The following is a 20,947-nucleotide window of genomic DNA, read 5'->3' on the forward strand; positions in this document are numbered from 1 at the left end:
TGGCTTAAACATTAAACGCTACTTGCTTTACGGCTTGCTTTGCTCGGCTGATCCCCAATCGCTGCGCAACTTGTTGCCACTGCTTAACGGCGTTTAGCACTTCATCATAAATTTGCGTTGCCTCGTTCTGCGAGAGCCTGAAAAAATCTTTCACGTCAAAAGCCAGTTGGTAGTTAAGCGCGTTGTCTGTGTCGGTAATATTCAGATGAAGCCCATGCTTGCCAACGATCGGGTTTAAGTCATAAGCCGGTGATAACTTCCAACCTTTGTTGGTTATTGTCTAAAAAATCACGGTCAAGAAAATCAGCTGAGCCGGATCGCTTAAAACGAATACCACCCATTCGGTAGGAGTCATGAGTAGTTGAGTACAACATCAGCCGTCTCAGCCTTTAAACCGCTGTAGTGATAATACACCTGAAAAGACGTGGCGGTGATCTCAGCACGGCTTGAAATTTGCCTCAGAGCTTTGCGTTGTTTACTGCCTAAAACTCCGTCCAGACGCTCAAATCGGTAGGATTGATATTCGCTCACGGTAACCTGTTTAACGTTTTATTAGTGCTAAAGTGTGAATTGGAATGTTTGCGCTAACAACGGCTGAAGCTGCACTTTTGGCGGTTTGCGATCTTCTGAAGCAAACCGTTTAGGATCGACAGTGACAAATCCCCAAAACTGTAAAAAGCGTTCAATAAAGCGCGATTCAATTAACACGCCAAGCCTTTTTTCTGGCGAGTAGTAATCGTCTGGCTCAAGCTGGCGCAATAAATCAGGGAAGGCCGTGACGATATCATCAATTAATTGATCCGGGTTGGCATGGTTTTGCAAGCGCCACAACATAAAGAGCCAGATGATAACACTGGTCAAACGACTGCCACAGCAACCATAGCTGGCGAAATGACATTTGCCCTGTAAGCTCAAACTTTTTAATGGTAGGAACTGGCAACATTTCAAGGCTTCTGGTGAACAGAATTTTGCCACTATCTCATCGCCGCCGAATACCGCATTTCAAATGCCCAGCCCGCCTTCACCCTCTTCCGCTTTTATTCTGGCTGAGGCGGCGAAAAATTCATACACTGTCGATTTATTATTTTTAGGCACTTTGATGAAATCCCACAATCCATCACAACTGAAGAAGCTATGGGAACTAATCCTCTCAAGCACACCTCTCACTCAACTGCACAGAAGTGAAATTGCGTTTTTATCCGATCCACAAATACTGATGCTCTCGCTTCCCTTTGGCATCAATATGCCTGAAGACGTTTCAGAGAAGTGTGGTAAGACCTTTCTGCAGTATTTTGATTACATGATCAATGAGCTGTGTATTCACCTGCGCGGCTCCCCCAATCAACAGCTACCACAGCAGCTCAGCGATACCATCATTGAACAGATTCAACATAAGACAATGAACCTCTTGATGACCTATGAAATGGTCAAAATCATCAAAGCGCATCAGTTGCCGGTTGATCAGCAAATCCTCGCTCGCTTAACCGAAATGCAGATGCAAACATCGGAAAATCATTATTCTGCTTCCCTCGCCCCCGAACAAATGGCAGCAGCAATGAATGAGATAATCCAGCAGCAGGGTATTCGAACCGGCTTTGAATTTTGTCATTTTATCAGTGATGATCTGGCTATATTGCCGCCGGATGCCGTGAGGTTAATGCTCCCCAGCTTTGTTTCAAACGACTGGATAGTCGATGCACTGCTATTACTCACCCTGCATCAAGAGCCGGAATTAGGCCAGGTCGCGGCAGAACTTCTCACCCAGCTACCCGATAAAAAGTGGAAACAACTCACCAACCGCAACTACCTCACACTGGTGCAGCGTTTTGGCGATGACGCAGTCAAGGCCCACCTTCCTGAGTGGAGCCGACTGGCGATGAAATACGCCAGACAAAACGCACCTTGCCAAGTGGTTGAGCTTTACGCCTCGTTCGCGGATGGCAATCAATCCATCCTCTTCTGTGGTCTGATAAAAGAGCCGGAGACAAAGGCTCAGCACCTGATAGGTAGCGTATTCCGTGTAGGTTATGGTTTAGTGGATAGCTACTTTACCCCCCACATCGAACAGGCTCAATACAGACAGATTGCAAATGCCTTTTCCAATGAACTACAAGCAATACCGTGCGATCCACTATTACTGAGCCATGTGATTCCCTGGGCTTTGGCGACGCAGCTAAACAGTCCAGAAAAAATGAATGTGGAAATGCTCCAGTTACTGGCTTTGCTCCCTCCGCAATGGACCGAACCACAACCCTTCGATCTGAACCGAGTTTCTCAGGTATGTAAGATCGATAGCCAAGACCCAGCATGGAAAGAAAAAAATCGCAAAAGCAGTAAATTTCTGCTCAACACACCAATGACTCGCAGCTGGATTATCGAGAATATCGCCCCGCGTTTTACGAAACCACGACAGGTCAGAGATCACTATTACCTGAGCAACCCACAGCCTTATGTTGAAGCGCTTGCGCTGGCTGGATTGCTGTCGTTTTACTATCAGCAACCGCCTTCTCTGGTTATTTCCAGTCCACAACTTTATCTGGCAAGTGCCTATCTGCTTGCAGAAGGCAATCTTGGCCAAAAAAGCTTCCCACTGTTTGACTGGTTAGCCGAAGAGAGCCTGCTGCATCGTGATCACCAGAATAAGCTGGCCTTACTCGATCAACATATTGCTTCGCCGACAGGGTACGTGATCAAAGTTGAACTGGTGGGTTCAAAGCCTAAAATATGGCGTCGCTTTACCGTTTCCAGCGCGATGGATTTAGAATCCTTCCATCAACTTCTGCAAGACATCATGGGATGGGAGAATGCCCATCTCTATATGTTCCATACTCAATTGGGCCACATTGATAATACCGATGAAACTGACTTGCCTGCTGATGACATCCCATTGATGGCAGTACTGCAAGAAGAAGGCGACCGCATAGACTACATCTACGATTATGGTGACCACTGGGAGCACACCATCTCCTTAGAGAAGATCAATAAACGAAGTTGCAGCCTTCCAAAAGTCACCGCAGGAAACGGTGCCTGTCCACCAGAGGATTGCGGCGGAATTTGGGGCTATGCGTTACTGCTGGCGCTGACCAAGAAGGAAAACCTCAGTGAAGACGAGCAGGATCAGCTGATGTGGTACGGTATGGATGACGACTGGAATGCACGCCAATTCGATAAAGATCAGGTTAATACCCTGATTGAAAACACAATGAGTTAGGAACACATCTACATTCTGCCCCGCAGTCCGCCGCCTCCCAGACCGCGAAGTTGACCCGCGCCAATGTTTGGCCGGTTCATCATGCCGCGCTGAACAGCCGGACGGTTCGCGCGAATGGCAGAGCGGTCGACAGGCCCCTGCTCGCGGCGGGTTTGCAATTGCTGTCGGACGCGCTGTTGCGTCTCCGGCGGCAGACTCTGCCATTTCTGATCAAGCTGGGCTTTGACCGCCGGCAGATTGTCGGCAATATCAGCACGATCACCCTGCCAGTTGTCAAACTTGTTTTTGATCTCCTGCTGCTTGTCCGGATCCAGACTTTGCCACCAGTCTGTCACCATATCTTTGTATTCACCATCACCATGGCAGCAGTTCGGATAATAATGGTGCCAGTAATAGAGGTAATCGTCGTACCACCACTCATTGCTGTAGTGATAGCTGGCTGGACCCGATGAATCAGCCCCAGTGCTGCCGCATCCGGTTAACAGCAAGAGCAGACAAAAAAACAGAGAGCGAATCGGCATCTTGTTGGACTCCGTGTAGCGATGTAATGAAGAGTGCTGGCCACCTAGCCCGGCAATAAATCACAAATAAGCCTGATAATCAGGTTAGCAGATCCGGCTCAAACCCGATCAGGCAAGGGATATTTCCCTCGCTTCTCCCCGCTGTTTCATCTTCTTACCTCAACTTTTGCATGACTTTACTACGTCGACGCTCAGTACCTGCCTGCACTGACTATAGTTAACAATAGCGGCGAAAATATAGCATAAAAGTTCAATTAACAGCCGCAGCTAGCCACTGATTTTCAAGGGATAATGCAGAAGGGCAAAAGCATGACAGCAAAAACAGACAATAAAGTCATCCTGATAGGTGCGGGTTACATATCGGATGTTCACGCTGCGGCGCTCCGGTCGCTGGACGGTATCCGGCTCTGTGCTGTTGTCGATCCCAATCTCTCTGCCGCACAAGCACTGGCAGAGCGTCATCACATTCCGTTGTTCTTCAGCACTGTGGAGCAAGCGCTGGCTGAAACCGAATTTACCGCCGCCCATGTGCTGACCCCGCCCAATCTGCATTATGCGCTGGCCAGCCAGCTGCTCAGTCACGGCAAACATGTGCTGGTCGAGAAACCGCTGGCTGAAACCGAAGAGGAGTGCGAGGCGCTGATTAGCCTGGCGCAGCAACATGGCGTCACCCTGGCCGTTAACCAGAATTTCATCTTTCACCCTGTGATGGAGCGGGCAAAGCAGCATCTGGCCAATAATGATATTGGCCCGGTCAAATCGGTTTCCCTGCGCTATGAAATGCCATTACGCCAGCTGACGGCCGGTCAGTTCAGTCACTGGATGTTCCGCCAGCCCGTCAATTTACTGCTGGAGCAGGCCGTGCATCCGCTGTCGCAACTGATGAGCCTGTTCGGACGCCCGACAGCACAGTCGATGGCTAATAAGATGTTGGGTAAGCTAAGCCAGATCCAGCGGCTCAGTAATGGCCAGCCTTTTATTCAACGTTTAGATGCCATTGGTGAGCTGGACATCCCGGTGCATTTTGCTTTTGCAATGGGTCAGGACTTTCCGGTGTGGGAAATGCAGATCACCGGCGAAGACGGCTGTCTGAGGCTGGATTTTGTCCGCCAGCAAACCATAGTGCAAAGCCGCAGTCGTTTTCTGCCTGCGCTGGATACCGCGGTGACCGCCTGCACCCAGGCAGGCAGCCTGCTGTCGCAAGGGCTACGGCAGTTCACCAACTATGCCTTGACCACGGCCGGTCTCAAAGCTTCGCAGGACCCTTTTTTGCTGTCGATGAAAACCAGTATCAGCCAGTTCTATCAGGCTATCTCTACCGGGCAGCCCTTACTGCATGATGGGGCATTCGGCCGTGATCTGGTGGCCCTGTGCCACAATCTGGCCAGCCAAAGCCAGAGCGCAGATCGGCTGACAGCAACCACATCGCCCGGTAATCACGCAATCGAAGACGACTTCCAGCCTTTCGATGTGCTGGTGATTGGCGGCACCGGCTTCATTGGCCGTCATGTGGTGGAGCAATTGCTGGCCAAGCACTATTCAGTGGGTGTCATGGCGCGCAATATTCAGGCCTTACCCGCTTTATATCACCAGCCGACCGTTCAGCTGATCCAGGGGGATGTGTGCGACCCTGCCGCCCTTGATGAAGCGGTGCAGCGAGCTACTTACGTCATCAACCTGGCCCACGGCGGTGCCAGCGGTGACTGGGAGGCGATCAAGCACGCCATGGTCGATTCGGCCCGTGGTATTGCCCAGGCCTGCCAGACACACCAGATCACGCGGCTGGTGCATCTTGGCTCCATCGCCTCGCTCTATCTCGGCAGCGACAGGATTATGATTCACAGCGACACACCGCCTGATCCCGCCGCTGATCAGCGGGCACATTACGCCCGCGCCAAAGCCATGGCGGATCACCTGCTGCTGCATGAGAGCAAGGGGCAAGATCTGGTCGTGCTCCGGCCCGGCATTGTGGTCGGCCAGGGGGGGCCGGTCAATCACACAGGTGTCGGCTTTTTTAATAACAACCAGTACTTTATCGGCTGGAACTTAGGCCACAATCCCTTGCCTTTTGTCCTGGCCGAGGATGTCGCCAGCGCCACGGTTTCCGCCCTCACAGTGCCGGGCATTGCCGGCAGGTCATTGAATCTGGTCGGTGATGTGCGCCCCAGCGCGCGTGAATATGTGGCCATGATCAGCAAAGGACTGGGCCGTCCCTACCGCTATGTGCCGCAGTTCACCTTCTGGCTGTATCTGCAGGAGCTGGGCAAGTGGGCCATCAAACGCCTGTCCGGCCGCAACACCCTGCTGCCCGCGCTGCGGGATCTGCGATCCCGCGCCCTGAATGCGCGTTTTGATACCAGTGTCGAAAAGCGTTTGCTGAACTGGCAGCCAGTCAGCGACTGGGACTGCTTCTATCAACACGCGATTCTGGTTCACAGAACGCCGCCCGCGACTATGCCAGCCGCAGAAGCCCCCCGTAATGAAAAACCCGTTCCGCTCCCCGTGCAAGCTGACAAGGTGGCATCAGAATGACCCGCATACTGCATGTGTTTTCAACCTTTGCCGTTGGCGGCCCGCAGATCCGCTTCGCACAGCTGGCCAATGCTTTGTCCGGCCAATATCGCCACACCATTATCTCGCTGGACGGCGCCAGCCAGGCGATGTCCCGGCTAGCAACCGATGTGCAGGCCGAGTTCCTGCCGATGCCGACACTGAAAGCCATGAGCCTGCCGCAGCGGTTGCACGCCATTCACCGCACGCTCAGCCATCATCAGTCCGATATTCTGATGACCTACAACTGGGGCGCGATAGAATGGGCGTTTTGCAATCGGCTGCTGCGCCTGTGCCGCGGCATTCACTGGGAAGACGGCTTCAGCCCGGATGAAGCCAGCCAGATGTACCGGCGCCGCAATCTGTTCCGCCGCCATGCGCTCAGCGGTCAGACTCAGGTCGTGGTGCCATCTCACACCCTGATGGCCATTGCCCGCCAGCACTGGCAGATCCCCGCTCAGCGGCTGCACTATTTTCCCAATGGTATTGCTATGCCGGAGGCCGCCAGAAAAAGGCCGCCTTCCGCGGTGACCACACTGATCACCCTGGCGAGCTTGCGCGCCGAGAAAAACCTCCACCGCCTGATCGACACCTTTGCCAGCCAAGCCACCCACAGTCGCTTACTGATAGGCGGCGATGGCCCTATGCTGACTGAACTTGAGGCTTACATAGATAGCCTTAATCTGACGAACAGTGTCAGGCTGGCCGGACGCATTGATAATGTCTGGGGATTTCTGGCACAGGGCGACATCTTTTGCCTGTCGTCCGATACCGAGCAGATGCCGCTATCTGTGCTGGAAGCCATGGCCGCCGCCCTGCCGGTCGTCGCCACCGATGTCGGCGATGTAAAAACCATAGTGGCCGCGGAAAACACCCCTTTTGTGGTGCCACCCGCTCACTACGCCAGCGCGTTTCGCCGGATACTGTCTGAACCCCGGCACTGGCAAGCGATAGGAGATGCCAATTACCAGAAAGCCCGCCAGCACTACAGCTTCCAGAACATGCTGGAGAATTTCACCCGCCTCACTGCCCCGATCCGCTAACCCGGCAACAAGCTGCTATTTTTTATAAGAGCAGGGTGACAAACGCGGTTTTTGGCCCGAGAGCGAAACTTACACGTGCCGATTCAATTTAGCTGCAGTTCGTGATACCCTGCGCGCCCTTTCTTCCACTTGAGTGACAATGGTAATGAGCAAAGGCACGCTTTACATAGTTTCGGCACCCAGCGGCGCAGGTAAATCCAGCCTGATCAACGCCCTGCTGGAAACCAACCCGACCTATGACATGAAAGTCTCCGTATCCCACACCACACGCGGTATGCGTCCGGGTGAAGTTCATGGTGTGCATTACAATTTTATCGGCGTGGAAGAATTTAAAGAACTGGCTGAACAGGGTGCGTTTCTGGAACATGCCGAAGTGTTCGGTAACTTCTATGGCACGTCACGACTGTGGATCGAACAGCAGCTGAACAAAGGCATCGATGTGTTTCTCGACATCGACTGGCAGGGCGCGCAGCAGATCCGCCTACTGATGCCAGCAGCCAAAAGTATTTTTATACTGCCGCCGTCCAAAGATGAGCTGGAGCGTCGTCTGAACGCCCGCGGTCAGGACAGCGAAGCCGTTATCGCCAGACGCATGGATGAAGCACGCTCAGAAATCTCGCATTTCACAGAGTACGACTATGTGATCGTGAATGACGATTTTGATGTCGCATTAATCGATTTTAAAGCGATCATCCGCGCTGAGCGATTGAAGCAAGACAAGCAAGCTGCTAAATATAGCAGCATGTTGACTGCGCTACTGGCGCAACAGTAAGTAATTTTGTACAATTTTCCGTCTTTTTATTAAACCCACTGGAGTCCTCGATGGCACGTGTAACTGTTCAAGATGCTGTTGATAAAATCGGCAACCGTTTCGACCTGATCCAAATTGCTTCTCGCCGTGCACGTCAAATGCAGACTGGCGGTAAGGATCCATTGGTTCCTGAAGAGAATGACAAGTACACAGTGATCGCACTGCGCGAGATCGAAGAAGGCCTGATCACGAAAGACATTCTGGATGCACGTGAGCGTCAGGAAATGCAAGAGCAGGAAGCCGCAGAACTGGCGGCGGTCAGTGCTATTGCAGGTAACCAGCGCTAATTCAAGGAAGCGGGCAATTTGTATCTCTTTGATAGCCTGAAAGAAGTTGTAATTGAATACCTGCCTGAGACTCAGATTGAGGCGCTCAGGCAGGCCTATTTGGTAGCAAGAGACGCCCACGAAGGCCAGACGCGTTCCAGCGGCGAGCCTTACATCATCCACCCGATTGCCGTTGCTCGAATCCTGGCCGAAATGCGCCTGGACTTTGAGACCCTGATGGCAGCCCTGCTCCACGACGTTATCGAAGATACCGATGTCACCAAAGACGACCTCGACAGTCGTTTCGGCTCGACCGTGGCAGAGTTGGTGGACGGCGTGTCCAAGCTGGACAAGCTTAAGTTCCGCGACCGCAAGGAAGCTCAGGCGGAAAACTTCCGCAAGATGATCATGGCCATGGCCAATGACATCCGGGTTATCCTGATCAAACTGGCCGACCGGACCCACAACATGCGAACCCTGGGTGCGCTGCGTCCTGACAAACGTCGCCGCATTGCCCGCGAAACGCTGGAAATCTTCTCGCCCCTGGCCCACCGTCTGGGTATTCACAACATCAAGACCGAGCTCGAAGAGCTGGGTTTCGAGGCCTTGTATCCGAACCGCTACCGGGTGCTGAAAGAAGTGGTGGCTGCCGCCCGCGGTAACCGTAAAGAAATGATCAACCGCATCCACGCCGAGATTGAAGGCCGCCTTCATGATGCGGGGATCAACGGCCAGGTGCTTGGCCGCGAGAAAAACCTGTACTCCATCTACAACAAGATGAAGAACAAAGAACAGCGTTTTCATTCCATCATGGATATCTACGCGTTCCGGGTGCTGGTCGATAACCTGGATACCTGCTATCGGGTACTGGGTCAGGTACACAACCTGTACAAGCCTCGTCCGAGCCGGATGAAAGACTATATCGCCATCCCGAAAGCCAACGGCTATCAGTCATTGCACACTTCACTGGTCGGCCCGCACGGTGTACCGGTTGAAGTGCAGATCCGCACCGAAGACATGGATCAGATGGCTGACAAAGGGGTCGCAGCTCACTGGGCCTACAAAGACGGTGAAAGTTCAGGCACTACAGCACAGGTCAAGGCCCAGCGCTGGATGCAAAGCCTGATCGAGCTGCAGCAAAGCGCCGGTAACTCGTTTGAATTCATTGAGAACGTGAAATCCGATCTGTTCCCGGATGAGATTTACGTTTTCACCCCTAAAGGCCGGATTGTCGAACTGCCGGTCGGCGCGACCGCGGTCGACTTCGCCTATGCCGTTCATACCGATGTCGGCAACACCTGTGTCGGCGCCAAGATTGATCGCCAGCCTTATCCGCTGAGCAAGCCGCTGAAAAACGGCCAGACGGTGGATATCATCAGCGCGCCGGGTGCCCGTCCGAACGCCGCCTGGCTCAACTATGTGGTGACCTCGCGGGCTAGAACCAAGATCCGCCAGGTGCTGAAGACCATGCGCCGTACCGAGTCGATCACTCTGGGCCGACGTCTGCTCAATCATGCCCTGGGCGAGCTGAACATAGATCAGATTGAACCGGTAACACTGGACAAAGTGCTCAAAGATCTGCGTCTGAAGGACGTCGATTCGCTGCTGGCGGCCATTGGTCTGGGCGAGCTGATGAGTGTGGTGGTTGCCCGCCGCCTGCTGGGCACGCTGGATGAAGAAACCCAGGCGGATGACAAACGCCGCATGCCTATCCGGGGTGCTGACGGCATTTTGCTGACCTTCGCCAACTGCTGTCATCCTATTCACGGTGACCCGATCATGGCCTATGTCAGTCCGGGTAAAGGACTGGTCATTCACCGCGAAGAATGCGCCAATATCCGCGGCTACCAGAAAGAATCGGACAAATACATGCCGGTTGAATGGAGCCGTGACTTCGAGCAGGAGTTTGTCACCAACCTCAAAGTGGATATGCAGAACCACCAGGGGGCACTGGCCGATCTCACCAACACCATCGCCAATACCGGGTCCAACATCCAGGGATTGTCGACGGAAGAGAAAGACGGCCGCCTGTATACCATTACAGTGCGCCTGACGACCAAAGGCCGTGTCCATCTGGCCAACATCATGCGCCGGATCCGGGTGATGCCGAACGTTGTCCGGGTTGCCCGGCAGAAGAACTAAGGTGCCGCGCTCAGCTGCACTGACTACTCAAACGCCCGTCCCGGGCGTTTGTGCTTTCCCGAGTGCTGAATTATAAGCCGTTCAGCCAGAACTGAAACAAGACAAGAATCATGACGCCAGAACGTTACCAGAGGATCCAGTCAGTGCTGGCTACCCGCCAGCCAGATTTAACCCTGTGCCTGGAAGAAGTGCACAAACCCAATAACGTCTCCGCCATTATCCGTACCGCCGACGCCGTAGGCGTGCACAAGGTCCACGCGGTGTGGCCGGAAAAAATGCGGGTGCTTGCCCACACGTCCGCCGGCGCGCGCAACTGGGTCGAGCTGGAAACCCACACCAGCATGCCAGAGGCCATCGGCCAGCTGAAACAGCAAGGCATGCAGGTACTGGCTACCCATCTGTCTGATCGTGCGGTAGATTTTCGCGAGATTGATTACACCAAACCCACGGCTATTATTCTGGGCGGCGAAAAAAACGGGATCACTGCCGAAGCGCTGTCACTGGCTGATCAGGATATCATCATTCCTATGGTGGGTATGGTACAGTCACTCAATGTCTCGGTAGCCAGTGCGCTGATCCTTTATGAAGCACAGCGCCAGCGCCAGCTAGCCGGTATGTATGACAGAGAAACCACGCCGCTGCCGGCAGACACAGTGCACCGCATCTTGTTTGAACGCGGCCACCCTGTGCTGGCGAAAGTCGCCAAACGTAAACAGCTGCCTTATCCGCCGCTGGATGACGCCGGTCAGATAGTGGCAGATGACGCCTGGTGGCAGGCGATACAAGCCAGGGATAAGCCCCGGCGCAACAAATAACCCTGAACGGACAGAGCACAGAGTAAGCAGGCATGAGCGGACAGATGCTAGACACCATCGCCCTGACAGAATTGTCAGGCGTCGGCGCCAAAATGGCGGAGAAACTGAGCAAAATCGGCCTTCACACCGTACAGGATCTGCTGTTTCACCTGCCGCTGCGTTATGAAGACCGCACCCGGATCTGGCCGATTGCCGCCGTGCAGCCCGGACAGCACCTGACGGTGCAAGGCGAAGTGCTGCATAACGCCATCAGTTTTGGCAAGCGCCGGATGCTGACGGTCAAGATCAGCGACACAACCGGCTCTGTCACCCTGCGCTTTTTCAATTTCAACGCCGCGATGAAAAACGCCCTGTCCGAGGGAAAACAGGTCAAAGCCTACGGCGAGATCCGCCGCGGCCAGCACGGGCTGGAAGTGATCCATCCAGATTACAGCGTGTTTTCTGAACCGACCACACTGGCAGTTGAAGACACCCTCACCCCTGTCTACCCCACCACAGACGGCTTGCGTCAGTTAACCTTGCGCAGCCTGACCGAACAGGCGCTGAACCTGCTCGACAAAGCCGCGGTCAGCGAATTACTGCCCGAAGGCTTGTACGACAGGCAAATGACCCTGGCCGATGCCCTGCACCTGATGCACAGGCCCACGCCGAATGTGTCGCTGGATCAGCTGGAAAAAGGTCAGCACCCGGCGCAGCAAAGACTGATCCTGGAAGAATTGCTGGCACAGAACCTCTCTATGCTGGCGGTTCGCCAGAAAAGTCAGCAGCACCAGGCCTGGCCCTTGCCGCCCAGTACCTCACTCAAACAGCAGTTACTGGCCGGCCTGCCCTTCAGCCCGACCGGCGCGCAGCAACGTGTAGTGGCCGATATCGAAACAGACCTGGCCAGAGCCATCCCTATGATGCGTCTGGTGCAGGGCGATGTCGGTTCAGGTAAAACACTGGTTGCCGCTTTGGCGGCCGTCCGCGCCATTGACCACGGTTATCAGGTCGCACTGATGGCACCAACCGAATTACTGGCCGAACAGCATGCCCTCAACTTTGCCCAGTGGCTGGAACCGCTCGGCATTCAGGTGGGCTGGCTGGCCGGCAAACTCAAAGGCAAAGCACGGGACACCGAGCTGGCCCGCATTGAAAGCGGCGAGGCCAAAATGGTGGTCGGCACGCACGCATTATTTCAGCAGCAGGTCGTGTTCAACAACCTTGCTTTGGTGATCATCGATGAACAGCACAGGTTCGGTGTTCACCAACGGCTGGAATTAAGGGAGAAAGGGGCCAACGAAGGCCGGTACCCGCACCAGTTAATCATGACGGCCACGCCGATTCCGAGGACACTGGCGATGACCGCCTATGCCGATCTGGAAACCTCAGTGATTGACGAACTGCCGCCCGGACGAACCCCAATCCAGACCGTTGCCGTTTCAGACACACGTCGTGCCGACATCATAGCGCGCATCCGCGCGGCCTGCCTCAATGAAGGCCGCCAGGCTTACTGGGTTTGTACCCTGATTGATGAGTCTGAAGTACTGGAAGCCCAGGCGGCTTCTGATACGGCCACCGAGCTGACGGCACAACTGCCAGAGCTGAAAATCGGGCTGATACATGGCCGGATGAAAGCCACTGAGAAACAAGACATCATGCAGCGCTTCAAAACCGGAGAGCTGCACCTGCTGGTCGCCACTACTGTGATCGAGGTCGGTGTCGATGTGCCCAACGCCAGCCTGATGATCATCGAAAACCCGGAGCGACTGGGGCTGGCCCAGCTCCACCAGCTGCGCGGCCGGGTGGGCCGGGGCAATGTGGCCAGCCACTGCGTGCTGCTCTACCATGCGCCGCTGTCCAAAACCGCCCAGCAGCGGCTGGCGGTACTGCGCGAAAGCAGCGACGGCTTCGTCATTGCCCAGCGTGATTTAGAAATTCGCGGTCCGGGTGAGCTGCTGGGCACCAAACAAACCGGGATTGCCGATTTCAAAGTCGCCGATCTGGTGCGCGACCAGCACCTTATTCCCCAGGTGCAAAAGCTGGCGCGTTACCTGCACGAGCAATATCCGGCCAACGCCAAAGCCATCATCGAGCGCTGGCTGGGCCAGAAAGAAAATTACTCTAACGCCTGATCGCCAGCCTTTTCTTTGCTGGTAGCGAAAAAGTGCGGTCATTTTCTGCTTTTAGTCGCTATTTTGCCGTCAATTTAATTACGCAAACGTTTGCTAAAAATAACAACCTCATTAGAATAGTGGCCACTTTTGACCCAAGGGTCATGGTCGGCTTCAGCGTCTGTCTCCTTCTCAGTCTGAAGCCGGCCTGTCGACGCACATAAGGAATCATCATGACTGGCCAGCACCAAGAAATAACGCCACCGCGTTCATCCGATTTGATCTACCGACTCGATGACAGACCGCCTTTGCCACAAACCCTGTTTGCGGCTGTGCAGCATTTGCTGGCGATGTTCGTGGCCGTGATTACGCCGTCGCTGATTATCTGTCAGGCGCTGGGCCTGCCCGCCAGCGATACCAATACCATAGTCAGTATGTCGCTGCTGGCTTCCGGGGTCGCCTCCTTCATTCAAATCCGCACCATAGGCCCGGTCGGCTCCGGTCTGCTGTCGATTCAGGGCACCAGCTTCAACTTTCTTGGCCCAATCATAGGGGCCGGGCTGGCGATGAAAGCCGGCGGGGCCGACGTGCCCACCATGATGGCGGCGATTTTCGGTACTATCCTTGCGGCTTCTCTCACTGAAGTCGCTATTTCGCGTATTTTGCAGCACACACGCCGCATCATCACGCCATTGGTGTCCGGCATTGTAGTCACCCTGATTGGTCTGACGCTGATTCAGATCGGCCTGACCTCTATCGGCGGCGGCTATGCCGCCATTGAAAACGGCAGCTTCGGCAGCCTGGACAAGCTCCTGCTGGCAGGCATAGTGCTGGGACTGATCGTGCTGCTGAACCGGATGAAAAACCCGTATCTGCGTGTCTCGTCGATTGTGATTGCCATGGCGGCTGGCACTCTCACAGCCTGGGGAATGGGCATGATAGACAGCAGCCAGCTCGCGGAAACCAGCCTGATTGCAGTCCCCGCACCGATGCAATACGGCCTCGGATTTGACTGGTCTTTGCTGATCCCGCTGGTAATCGTCTTCGCCATTACTTCACTGGAAGCCATTGGCGATATCACTGCTACCTCGGAAACCTCTGAACAGCCCGTCAGTGGGCCTGTCTACCTCAAGCGCATCAAAGGCGGCGTGCTGGCTGACGGCATCAACTCGGCACTGGCTGCAGTGCTGAACAGCTTCCCGAACTCCACCTTCAGCCAGAACAACGGCATTATCCAGCTGACCGGCGTTGCCAGCCGCTACATCGGCTATTTTGTCGCAGGCATGCTGGTACTGCTCGGCCTGTTCCCGGCCGTTGCCAACCTGGTACAGCTGATCCCGGAACCTGTGCTGGGCGGCGCCACTATTGTGATGTTCGGCACCATTGCCGCTTCTGGGGTGCGGATTATCTCCCGCTGTGAGCTGGACCGCCGCGCCATTCTGATCATGGCACTGTCTTTCTCTATGGGGCTGGGCATTGCACAAAAACCGGAAATTCTGCAGTTCATGCCGGATATTGTGAAGAGCATTCTGTCCTCCGGCATGGCGGCTGGTGGCCTGACGGCGATTTTGCTGAACCTGATCCTGCCGGAAGAAAAGAAAGCCTGATTCTGTATGATCCCTCCCCCTTTTCAAGGGGGAGGTCAGGAGGGGGTTACAGGGAAAAGAACTTAAGACTTCACACTCCGCTTGCCATTGTGTTTGACTGTCCGCACCGGCAGGCTGATCTGCACTTTCAAGCCACCGGCACTGCGGTTACTGAACTGAATGTCGCCCTGATGCTGATCCACAATACGCTTGACGATAGCCAGTCCCAGTCCGGTGCCTTCCGCGTCACTGCCCCGGGCACTGTCGCCGCGGGTCAGCGGCTGCATCATTCTGGCCACCTGATCCGGCTCAATGCCCGGACCATCATCCTCAACACAGAACCAGGCCATCTGGCGATCGGCCGTCATGCCACTGGTGACCCGCACCCAACCGTGACCGTAGCGAAGCGCATTCACCAGCAGGTTGCTGATCAACCGCTTAATGGCTACCCCGTTGGCATACACTTTGCCGTTAATGGTCCCCAGCGACTGTTCAATCCCGCGCTCAATGCCCCCTTCTGCTTCTGCCACATCTTCAAGCAGAATATTCAGATCGAGCAGTTCCTGCTCCAGCAATTGGGTGGATTTCAGGTACTCCATAAACTGACTGATGATGGCATTACACTCCTCGGTGTCTTTAATCATGCTTTCAGCCAGATAGGCATCTTCGGGCGACATCATTTCGGTCGCCAGGCGGATACGGGTCAGCGGGGTGCGCAAATCATGGCTGACACCGGCCAGCAGCAATGCCCTGTCGTCTTCGAGCTGTTTGATACCATCACCCATACGATTAAAGGCTTTGGTGACCGCCCGGATCTCCGAGGCTCCCTGCACATCCAGATGTGGCGGAGATCCACCTTTTGCCACCTCTAAAGCCGCCTGCTCCAGCGCCACCAGAGGACGATTCTGGATACGGATAAACATCCAGCCCCCGGCGATCACCATCACAGCAATAAACAGGCTGTAACCAAACAGCGGCGCAAAATCTTCTTCCTGCAATTCGGACAGCGGCACCCGCATCAGGTAACCCGGCATGGCGTCGCAGTCGAGCCATAGCACATAGCTGTCTGTCCCCAGCACCAGACGCACTTCCGTCGGCGTGTTCAGCTCTCGGGTCATTTCCTCACTGAGGTAATCAATGCGGGTCGCTTCTCTGAATTCAGCCGATTCCGGACTGTCATCGGCGTGAAGCGTGACCCCCAACTGCTCCAGCAGTTGCCGGCGCAGCGGGGTATCGAGATGAAACTTGTGGCCGTCGGCCAGCTCCACATCTTCTTTGAGCATCAGTTTGACTTCATAAGCCATGATGCGGTTGAACTGCTGCAGACTCGGTAGCAGTGCGTAATTCAGCACCGCCAGATAGGAAAAAATCTGGCTGGCTATCAACAAGCCAGCCAGCAGGATCAGGGTGCGGGTAAAGGTCGAGCGCGGCGACAGGCGCATCGGCATGACTTATGCCTCGCTGCCGTCTGGGACAAACACGTAACCCAGCCCCCAGACGGTCTGAATATAACGCGGACGGCTCGGATCTTCTTCAATCATGCGGCGAAGACGCGAGATCTGCACGTCAATCGAACGCTCCATCGCCGAGTATTCGCGGCCGCGGGCCATGTTCATCAGCTTATCGCGCGACATCGGCTCGCGGGCGTTGGTCACTAAGGCTTTGAGCACCGCAAATTCACCGGAGGTCAGCGGCATGGCTTCCTCCCCGCGGAACATTTCCCGGGTGCCCAGATTAAGGCGGAACTCACCAAAGGTGATGATCTTACCTTCCACACTCGGCGCGCCAGGTGCTTCGACCGTCTGACGACGCAGTACTGCACGGATACGGGCCAGCAATTCGCGCGGATTAAACGGCTTGGGCAGGTAATCATCGGCGCCGACTTCCAGACCGACAATCCGGTCGACTTCGTCGCCCTTGGCCGTCAGCATCAGAATAGGCAGCATGTTGTTGGCATTGCGCAGACGACGGCAGATAGACAGGCCATCTTCACCCGGCAACATCAGATCCAATACCATCAGGTGGAAATTCTCACGGGCCAGCAGGCGGTCCATTTGCTCGCCATTGGCTACACTACGCACCTGGAATCCCTGCTCAGACAGGTAACGCTCCAGCAAGGCGCGCAGGCGCATGTCGTCATCAACCACTAAAATCTTGAAATTGTCTTGCATCGTTCCACCTTATGCTTCGAACTCTGGATGTCGCCGAGGTGCTATTTTACGCGACCGCTGCCTGTTCTGACTGAAACAGTGAGCAAATGATCACCGTGAAATTGTTACCGAGTGTGTCCCCACTCCCGGCATGCCTTTAGATATTAGCCTGTTACGTAAGTTATCGTATTGATGAACCAGACTTTATCACCTTCTGGCGTGCGTACTACCACTTCATCATCCACTTCTTTTTTCAGTAGCGCCCGCGCCATCGGCGAATCGATAGAAATGTAATCCCTGCGGCCGAAAATTTCGTCATAGCCGACAATGCGGAATTTTTTGCTGTCACCGGTTTCGTTTTCCACCTCGACCCAGGCACCGAAAAACACCTTGCCTTCCTGCACCGGGGAATAATCGACAATTTTCACTTTCTCTAACGTTTTGCGCAGGTAACGCACCCGGCGGTCAATTTCACGCAGACGCTTTTTATTATACTGATAATCAGCATTCTCCGAGCGATCACCCAGACTGGCCGCCCAGGTGACTTTCCTGGTGACTTCCGGCCGCTCTTCCTGCCACAGAAAATCCAGCTCCTGCTTGAGCCGGTTATACCCTTCCCGGGTGATCAAAGGGGTTCTCATTGCGTCTGTCTCTGCTTACTGGTAATGGCTTGATTATACGATGTTGTAAGGCCTGACGGCGAGTTGTTCGCATGCTCCGGACGGCACCAAGATCACACCTGTCCGCACGGCTGGCAAACTCCTGACATTTTGCCGGTGCAAGAACGCTGACGGCCAGGCGGAATTGTGGTTAGATGGTCGGCCTGAGACAAACTGTATCCAAAGGAATTCTATGACCACGAGTATCCATCACCTGATTGCGTCTGAACTGAATGTCAAAACGCAGCAGGTTGCCGCAGCCGTGGCGCTACTCGATGACGGTAACACCGTCCCCTTTATTGCCCGTTACCGTAAAGAAGTGACCGACGGGCTGGACGATACCCAGCTGCGTAATCTGGAGTCCCGCCTGGGCTACCTGCGTGAGCTGGAAGACCGCCGTCAGGTGATCCTCAAATCCATTACTGAGCAGGACAAGTTGACGCCTGAGCTGAAAGCTGAAATCTTATCAGCCGACAGCAAAACCCGGCTCGAAGATCTGTACCTGCCTTATAAACCCAAGCGCCGCACCAAGGGCCAGATTGCGATTGAAGCCGGTCTGGAGCCGCTGGCCGATCTGCTGTGGTCACAACCGGACAACGATCCGGACATCGCTGCTGCCAGCTATGTGTCTGCCGACAAAGGTGTCGCCGATAGCAAAGCGGCCCTGGACGGTGCCCGCGCTATTTTAATGGAGCGCTTTGCCGAAGACGCGGCGCTGCTGGATAAAATCCGCCGCCACCTGCAGGGCAATGCCGAGCTGACCGCCCGCGTGGTAGAGGGTAAAGAGCAGGAAGGCGCCAAGTTCAAAGACTACTTCGAGCACAACGAGAAACTGACCCAGGTGCCGTCACACCGTGCGCTGGCGATGTTCCGCGGCCGTAACGAAGGGGTGCTGCAACTGGCTCTCAACGCTGATCCGAATCAGGAAGAAGGCGTGCGCGGCTCTTACTGTGAAGTCATTATTGCCGATCACTATGGCGTGAACCTGGGCGCAAAACCGGCGGACAGCTGGCGTAAGCAGGTGATCAGCTGGGCATGGCGCATCAAGATTCTGATGCACATGGAAACCGAACTGATGGCGGCGTTGCGCGAGAAAGCCGAAGACGGCGCGATGCAGGTGTTTGCCGACAACCTGAACGATCTGCTGATGGCCGCCCCTGCCGGCCCGCGCATGACACTGGCGCTTGATCCGGGCCTGCGTACCGGCTGTAAAGTGGCCGTCGTTGACAGCACAGGTAAGCTGGTCGATACCGCTACCATTTATCCGCACCAGCCACAGAAACAGGTGGCCCAGTCCGCCGCCACTGTGCTGGCACTGCTGAAAAAACATAACGTTGATCTGATTGCGATCGGTAACGGCACTGCTTCACGTGAAACCGACAGTTTCGTGGCAAAGCTGCTGAAAGACAACAACCTGAAGATTCAGAGCGTGATGGTCAGCGAAGCCGGGGCCTCGGTGTACTCGGCCTCTGAGCTGGCCGCCAACGAGTTCCCGAACCTGGATGTGTCGCTGCGCGGCGCGGTTTCCATCGGACGTCGCCTGCAGGATCCGCTGGCCGAGCTGGTGAAAATCGATCCCAAATCCATCGGTGTCGGCCAGTATCAGCACGATGTCAGCCAGAGCAATCTGGCTAAGCGTCTGGACGCGGTGGTGGAAGACTGTGTTAACGCCGTGGGTGTCGATGTCAACACCGCCTCACCAGCCCTGCTGACCCGCGTGGCCGGTCTGTCGCCGGCGATTGCCAGCAATATCGTGGCTTACCGTGACGAGCACGGCCGCTTTGATGCCCGCACCACACTGAAGAAAGTGTCGCGTCTGGGCCCCAAAGCCTTTGAGCAGTGCGCCGGTTTCCTGCGGATCATGAACGGTAAGAACCCGCTGGATGCTTCCGCCGTCCACCCGGAATCCTATGATGTGGTCAAAGCCATCGCAGCGAAAAACGGCAAGCCGCTCGATGCCCTGATCGGAAACAGTGAGTTCCTGCGCGGTCTGAAAGCAGCCGACTACACCACGGACGAAGTCGGCCTGCCGACCGTCACCGACATCATTCGCGAGCTGGACAAGCCAGGCCGCGACCCGCGCCCTGAGTTCAAAACCGCCACCTTTGCCGAAGGCATTCACGAAGTGAAAGATCTGGTGCCGGGCATGGTATTGGAAGGGGTGATCACCAATGTGACCAACTTCGGCGCCTTTGTCGATATCGGTGTTCATCAGGACGGTCTGGTCCACATTTCGGCGCTGTCGGACAAATTCATCTCCGATCCGCGCGAAGTGGTCAAAGCCGGCGATGTGGTGAAAGTCAAAGTGATGGAAGTGGACTTGCAGCGCAAACGTATTGCCCTGTCGATGCGCCTGAGCGACGAGCCGGGCCAGGAAGCCAGCCACAAACCGCAGGGCGGCCAGCGTCAGGGCGAGCAAACACGCCGGGCGCCTCGTCAGCAGCGTGACAGTCAGCCGGACAACAACGCCATGGGCGGTGCCTTTGCCGCGGCGTTTGCCAAAGCCAAGAAGTAATCCTCAGCCATAAAACAATAAAGGTGGGTTTGACCCGCCTTTTTTGTCTTTCACTTATAAAAATAATCAATCAGACAATTTTCAGCATTTCGGTGGGCGGATTCGGCACTGTGGCCTGGGCATACTTGTAGCGGATCACGCTGCGGATACGTTCCATTTTGCTGATCTGGGCCAGCTCTTCAAGCAGCGCCCTTGGCAAGCGGATGTGCATGCTGTAACCCAGCTCGCTGACATCTTTCATATAACTGTCTGCCGACAGTGCCAGCACCAGTTGTTCAAATTCCTGCTGATAGCCGTAGCTTTTTTGCTGGGCGGCATCCAGCGAAGCGTAATCCGGATGTTCACTGGGATCCCAGCCTGGCCGCCGCATTTGTTTGTCATCGCCTTTGAGCGAAGGCTCGCTGCCAGAGGGGAGACTGGCACTGGCCGGGCGCACTTTTTCACGGATCTTGTTATCGCGCGCAGCCTGCTCCGTCATCGGATTTACCGATGGCGCCAGTGTCGGTATACCGGCATTCAGGGGCGACACTATCATCTTCAGGCGACTCCTACAGTGAGCCACAGGCTCTACGCTGACGCACCCGA

Annotated in this window: 16 protein-coding genes and 1 pseudogene; 10 read left to right on the top strand and 7 right to left on the bottom strand. The window is 55.1% G+C overall.

The window, feature by feature from the left end:
- Window positions 1–558: 558 nt before the first annotated feature.
- Complete coding sequence (locus L6J37_RS09885) at window positions 559–861, bottom strand: hypothetical protein (protein WP_237794973.1); 303 nt, start codon at window positions 859–861, stop codon at window positions 559–561.
- Window positions 857–940: pseudogene (locus L6J37_RS21480) on the bottom strand (XRE family transcriptional regulator); the annotation flags it as partial. The gene L6J37_RS09885 and the pseudogene L6J37_RS21480, both read right to left, overlap by 5 nt.
- 159 nt (window positions 941–1,099) lie before the next feature.
- Here L6J37_RS21480 and L6J37_RS21485 point away from each other — a divergent pair.
- Window positions 1,100–3,211, top strand: a complete 2,112-nt coding sequence (locus L6J37_RS21485) for a plasmid pRiA4b ORF-3 family protein (RefSeq protein ID WP_442957023.1) — start codon at window positions 1,100–1,102, stop codon at window positions 3,209–3,211.
- An 8-nt stretch (window positions 3,212–3,219) separates the two neighbouring features.
- Here the strand turns inward: L6J37_RS21485 and L6J37_RS09895 are convergent, their stop codons facing one another.
- Entirely contained in the window at window positions 3,220–3,732 is a 513-nt protein-coding gene (locus L6J37_RS09895; protein ID WP_237794932.1) for a hypothetical protein, read from the bottom strand.
- A 309-nt stretch (window positions 3,733–4,041) separates the two neighbouring features.
- On the opposite strand from L6J37_RS09895, the gene L6J37_RS09900 reads away from it, so the two are divergent.
- The 8 genes from L6J37_RS09900 to L6J37_RS09935 all read left to right on the top strand — a co-directional run bounded on the left by L6J37_RS09900 (window position 4,042) and on the right by L6J37_RS09935 (window position 15,059).
- Window positions 4,042–6,264 carry a Gfo/Idh/MocA family oxidoreductase gene (locus L6J37_RS09900; protein ID WP_237794934.1) on the top strand — a complete coding sequence of 741 codons (2,223 nt, stop codon included), beginning with the start codon at window positions 4,042–4,044 and terminating at the stop codon, window positions 6,262–6,264.
- On the top strand, window positions 6,261–7,325 hold the full coding sequence (locus L6J37_RS09905) for a glycosyltransferase family 4 protein (protein WP_237794936.1): 1,065 nt from the start codon (window positions 6,261–6,263) through the stop codon (window positions 7,323–7,325). The genes L6J37_RS09900 and L6J37_RS09905 overlap by 4 nt, the downstream gene beginning before the upstream one ends.
- 145 nt (window positions 7,326–7,470) lie before the next feature.
- Complete coding sequence (gmk, locus tag L6J37_RS09910; RefSeq protein ID WP_192016009.1) at window positions 7,471–8,097, top strand: guanylate kinase; 627 nt, start codon at window positions 7,471–7,473, stop codon at window positions 8,095–8,097.
- Window positions 8,098–8,147: 50 nt separating this feature from the next.
- Window positions 8,148–8,423, top strand: coding sequence for a DNA-directed RNA polymerase subunit omega (gene rpoZ / locus L6J37_RS09915; protein ID WP_027250547.1), 276 nt, complete (start codon window positions 8,148–8,150; stop codon window positions 8,421–8,423).
- A gap of 18 nt (window positions 8,424–8,441) precedes the next feature.
- Window positions 8,442–10,544 (top strand): bifunctional GTP diphosphokinase/guanosine-3',5'-bis pyrophosphate 3'-pyrophosphohydrolase, encoded by a 2,103-nt coding sequence (spoT, locus tag L6J37_RS09920; RefSeq protein ID WP_192016010.1) that lies wholly within the window; start codon window positions 8,442–8,444, stop codon window positions 10,542–10,544.
- Between the two features lie 110 nt (window positions 10,545–10,654).
- Entirely contained in the window at window positions 10,655–11,359 is a 705-nt protein-coding gene (gene trmH / locus L6J37_RS09925; RefSeq protein ID WP_192016011.1) for a tRNA (guanosine(18)-2'-O)-methyltransferase TrmH, read from the top strand.
- 32 nt (window positions 11,360–11,391) lie between these two features.
- Complete coding sequence (recG, locus tag L6J37_RS09930; protein WP_237794938.1) at window positions 11,392–13,473, top strand: ATP-dependent DNA helicase RecG; 2,082 nt, start codon at window positions 11,392–11,394, stop codon at window positions 13,471–13,473.
- A 212-nt stretch (window positions 13,474–13,685) separates the two neighbouring features.
- Complete coding sequence (locus L6J37_RS09935; RefSeq protein ID WP_237794939.1) at window positions 13,686–15,059, top strand: uracil-xanthine permease family protein; 1,374 nt, start codon at window positions 13,686–13,688, stop codon at window positions 15,057–15,059.
- A 62-nt stretch (window positions 15,060–15,121) separates the two neighbouring features.
- On the opposite strand, the gene envZ is transcribed toward L6J37_RS09935, so the two are convergent.
- The 3 genes from envZ to greB all read right to left on the bottom strand — a co-directional run bounded on the left by envZ (window position 15,122) and on the right by greB (window position 17,829).
- Window positions 15,122–16,480, bottom strand: a complete 1,359-nt coding sequence (gene envZ, locus L6J37_RS09940) for a two-component system sensor histidine kinase EnvZ (protein ID WP_237794971.1) — start codon at window positions 16,478–16,480, stop codon at window positions 15,122–15,124.
- A gap of 9 nt (window positions 16,481–16,489) precedes the next feature.
- On the bottom strand, window positions 16,490–17,209 hold the full coding sequence (gene ompR / locus L6J37_RS09945) for an osmolarity response regulator transcription factor OmpR (protein ID WP_027250541.1): 720 nt from the start codon (window positions 17,207–17,209) through the stop codon (window positions 16,490–16,492).
- Window positions 17,210–17,352: 143 nt separating this feature from the next.
- Window positions 17,353–17,829: a transcription elongation factor GreB gene (gene greB, locus L6J37_RS09950; RefSeq protein WP_237794940.1), complete on the bottom strand. Its 477-nt coding sequence runs from the start codon at window positions 17,827–17,829 to the stop codon at window positions 17,353–17,355.
- Between the two features lie 211 nt (window positions 17,830–18,040).
- Between greB and L6J37_RS09955 the strand changes: the two genes are divergently transcribed.
- On the top strand, window positions 18,041–20,362 hold the full coding sequence (locus tag L6J37_RS09955; protein WP_192016014.1) for a Tex family protein: 2,322 nt from the start codon (window positions 18,041–18,043) through the stop codon (window positions 20,360–20,362).
- Window positions 20,363–20,432: 70 nt separating this feature from the next.
- Here L6J37_RS09955 and L6J37_RS09960 read toward each other — a convergent pair whose 3' ends face one another.
- Window positions 20,433–20,897 carry a hypothetical protein gene (locus L6J37_RS09960; RefSeq protein WP_027250538.1) on the bottom strand — a complete coding sequence of 155 codons (465 nt, stop codon included), beginning with the start codon at window positions 20,895–20,897 and terminating at the stop codon, window positions 20,433–20,435.
- Window positions 20,898–20,947 lie beyond the last annotated feature (50 nt).

Origin of the sequence: Photobacterium sp. WH77, assembly GCF_022014395.1 — a bacterium.
Classification (GTDB): Bacteria; Pseudomonadota; Gammaproteobacteria; order Enterobacterales; family Vibrionaceae; genus Photobacterium; species Photobacterium arenosum.

Bases quoted from the DNA above. Each gene is read 5' to 3' on its own strand.
- L6J37_RS21485 (WP_442957023.1), top strand. From the start codon at position 1,100: ATGAAATCCCACAATCCATCACAACTGAAGAAGCTATGGGAACTAATC.
- L6J37_RS09895 (WP_237794932.1), bottom strand. From the start codon at position 3,732: ATGCCGATTCGCTCTCTGTTTTTTTGTCTGCTCTTGCTGTTAACCGGA.
- L6J37_RS09900 (WP_237794934.1), top strand. From the start codon at position 4,042: ATGACAGCAAAAACAGACAATAAAGTCATCCTGATAGGTGCGGGTTAC.
- L6J37_RS09905 (WP_237794936.1), top strand. From the start codon at position 6,261: ATGACCCGCATACTGCATGTGTTTTCAACCTTTGCCGTTGGCGGCCCG.
- gmk (WP_192016009.1), top strand. From the start codon at position 7,471: ATGAGCAAAGGCACGCTTTACATAGTTTCGGCACCCAGCGGCGCAGGT.
- rpoZ (WP_027250547.1), top strand. From the start codon at position 8,148: ATGGCACGTGTAACTGTTCAAGATGCTGTTGATAAAATCGGCAACCGT.
- trmH (WP_192016011.1), top strand. From the start codon at position 10,655: ATGACGCCAGAACGTTACCAGAGGATCCAGTCAGTGCTGGCTACCCGC.
- recG (WP_237794938.1), top strand. From the start codon at position 11,392: ATGAGCGGACAGATGCTAGACACCATCGCCCTGACAGAATTGTCAGGC.
- L6J37_RS09935 (WP_237794939.1), top strand. From the start codon at position 13,686: ATGACTGGCCAGCACCAAGAAATAACGCCACCGCGTTCATCCGATTTG.
- envZ (WP_237794971.1), bottom strand. From the start codon at position 16,480: ATGCGCCTGTCGCCGCGCTCGACCTTTACCCGCACCCTGATCCTGCTG.
- ompR (WP_027250541.1), bottom strand. From the start codon at position 17,209: ATGCAAGACAATTTCAAGATTTTAGTGGTTGATGACGACATGCGCCTG.
- greB (WP_237794940.1), bottom strand. From the start codon at position 17,829: ATGAGAACCCCTTTGATCACCCGGGAAGGGTATAACCGGCTCAAGCAG.
- L6J37_RS09955 (WP_192016014.1), top strand. From the start codon at position 18,041: ATGACCACGAGTATCCATCACCTGATTGCGTCTGAACTGAATGTCAAA.
- L6J37_RS09960 (WP_027250538.1), bottom strand. From the start codon at position 20,897: ATGATAGTGTCGCCCCTGAATGCCGGTATACCGACACTGGCGCCATCG.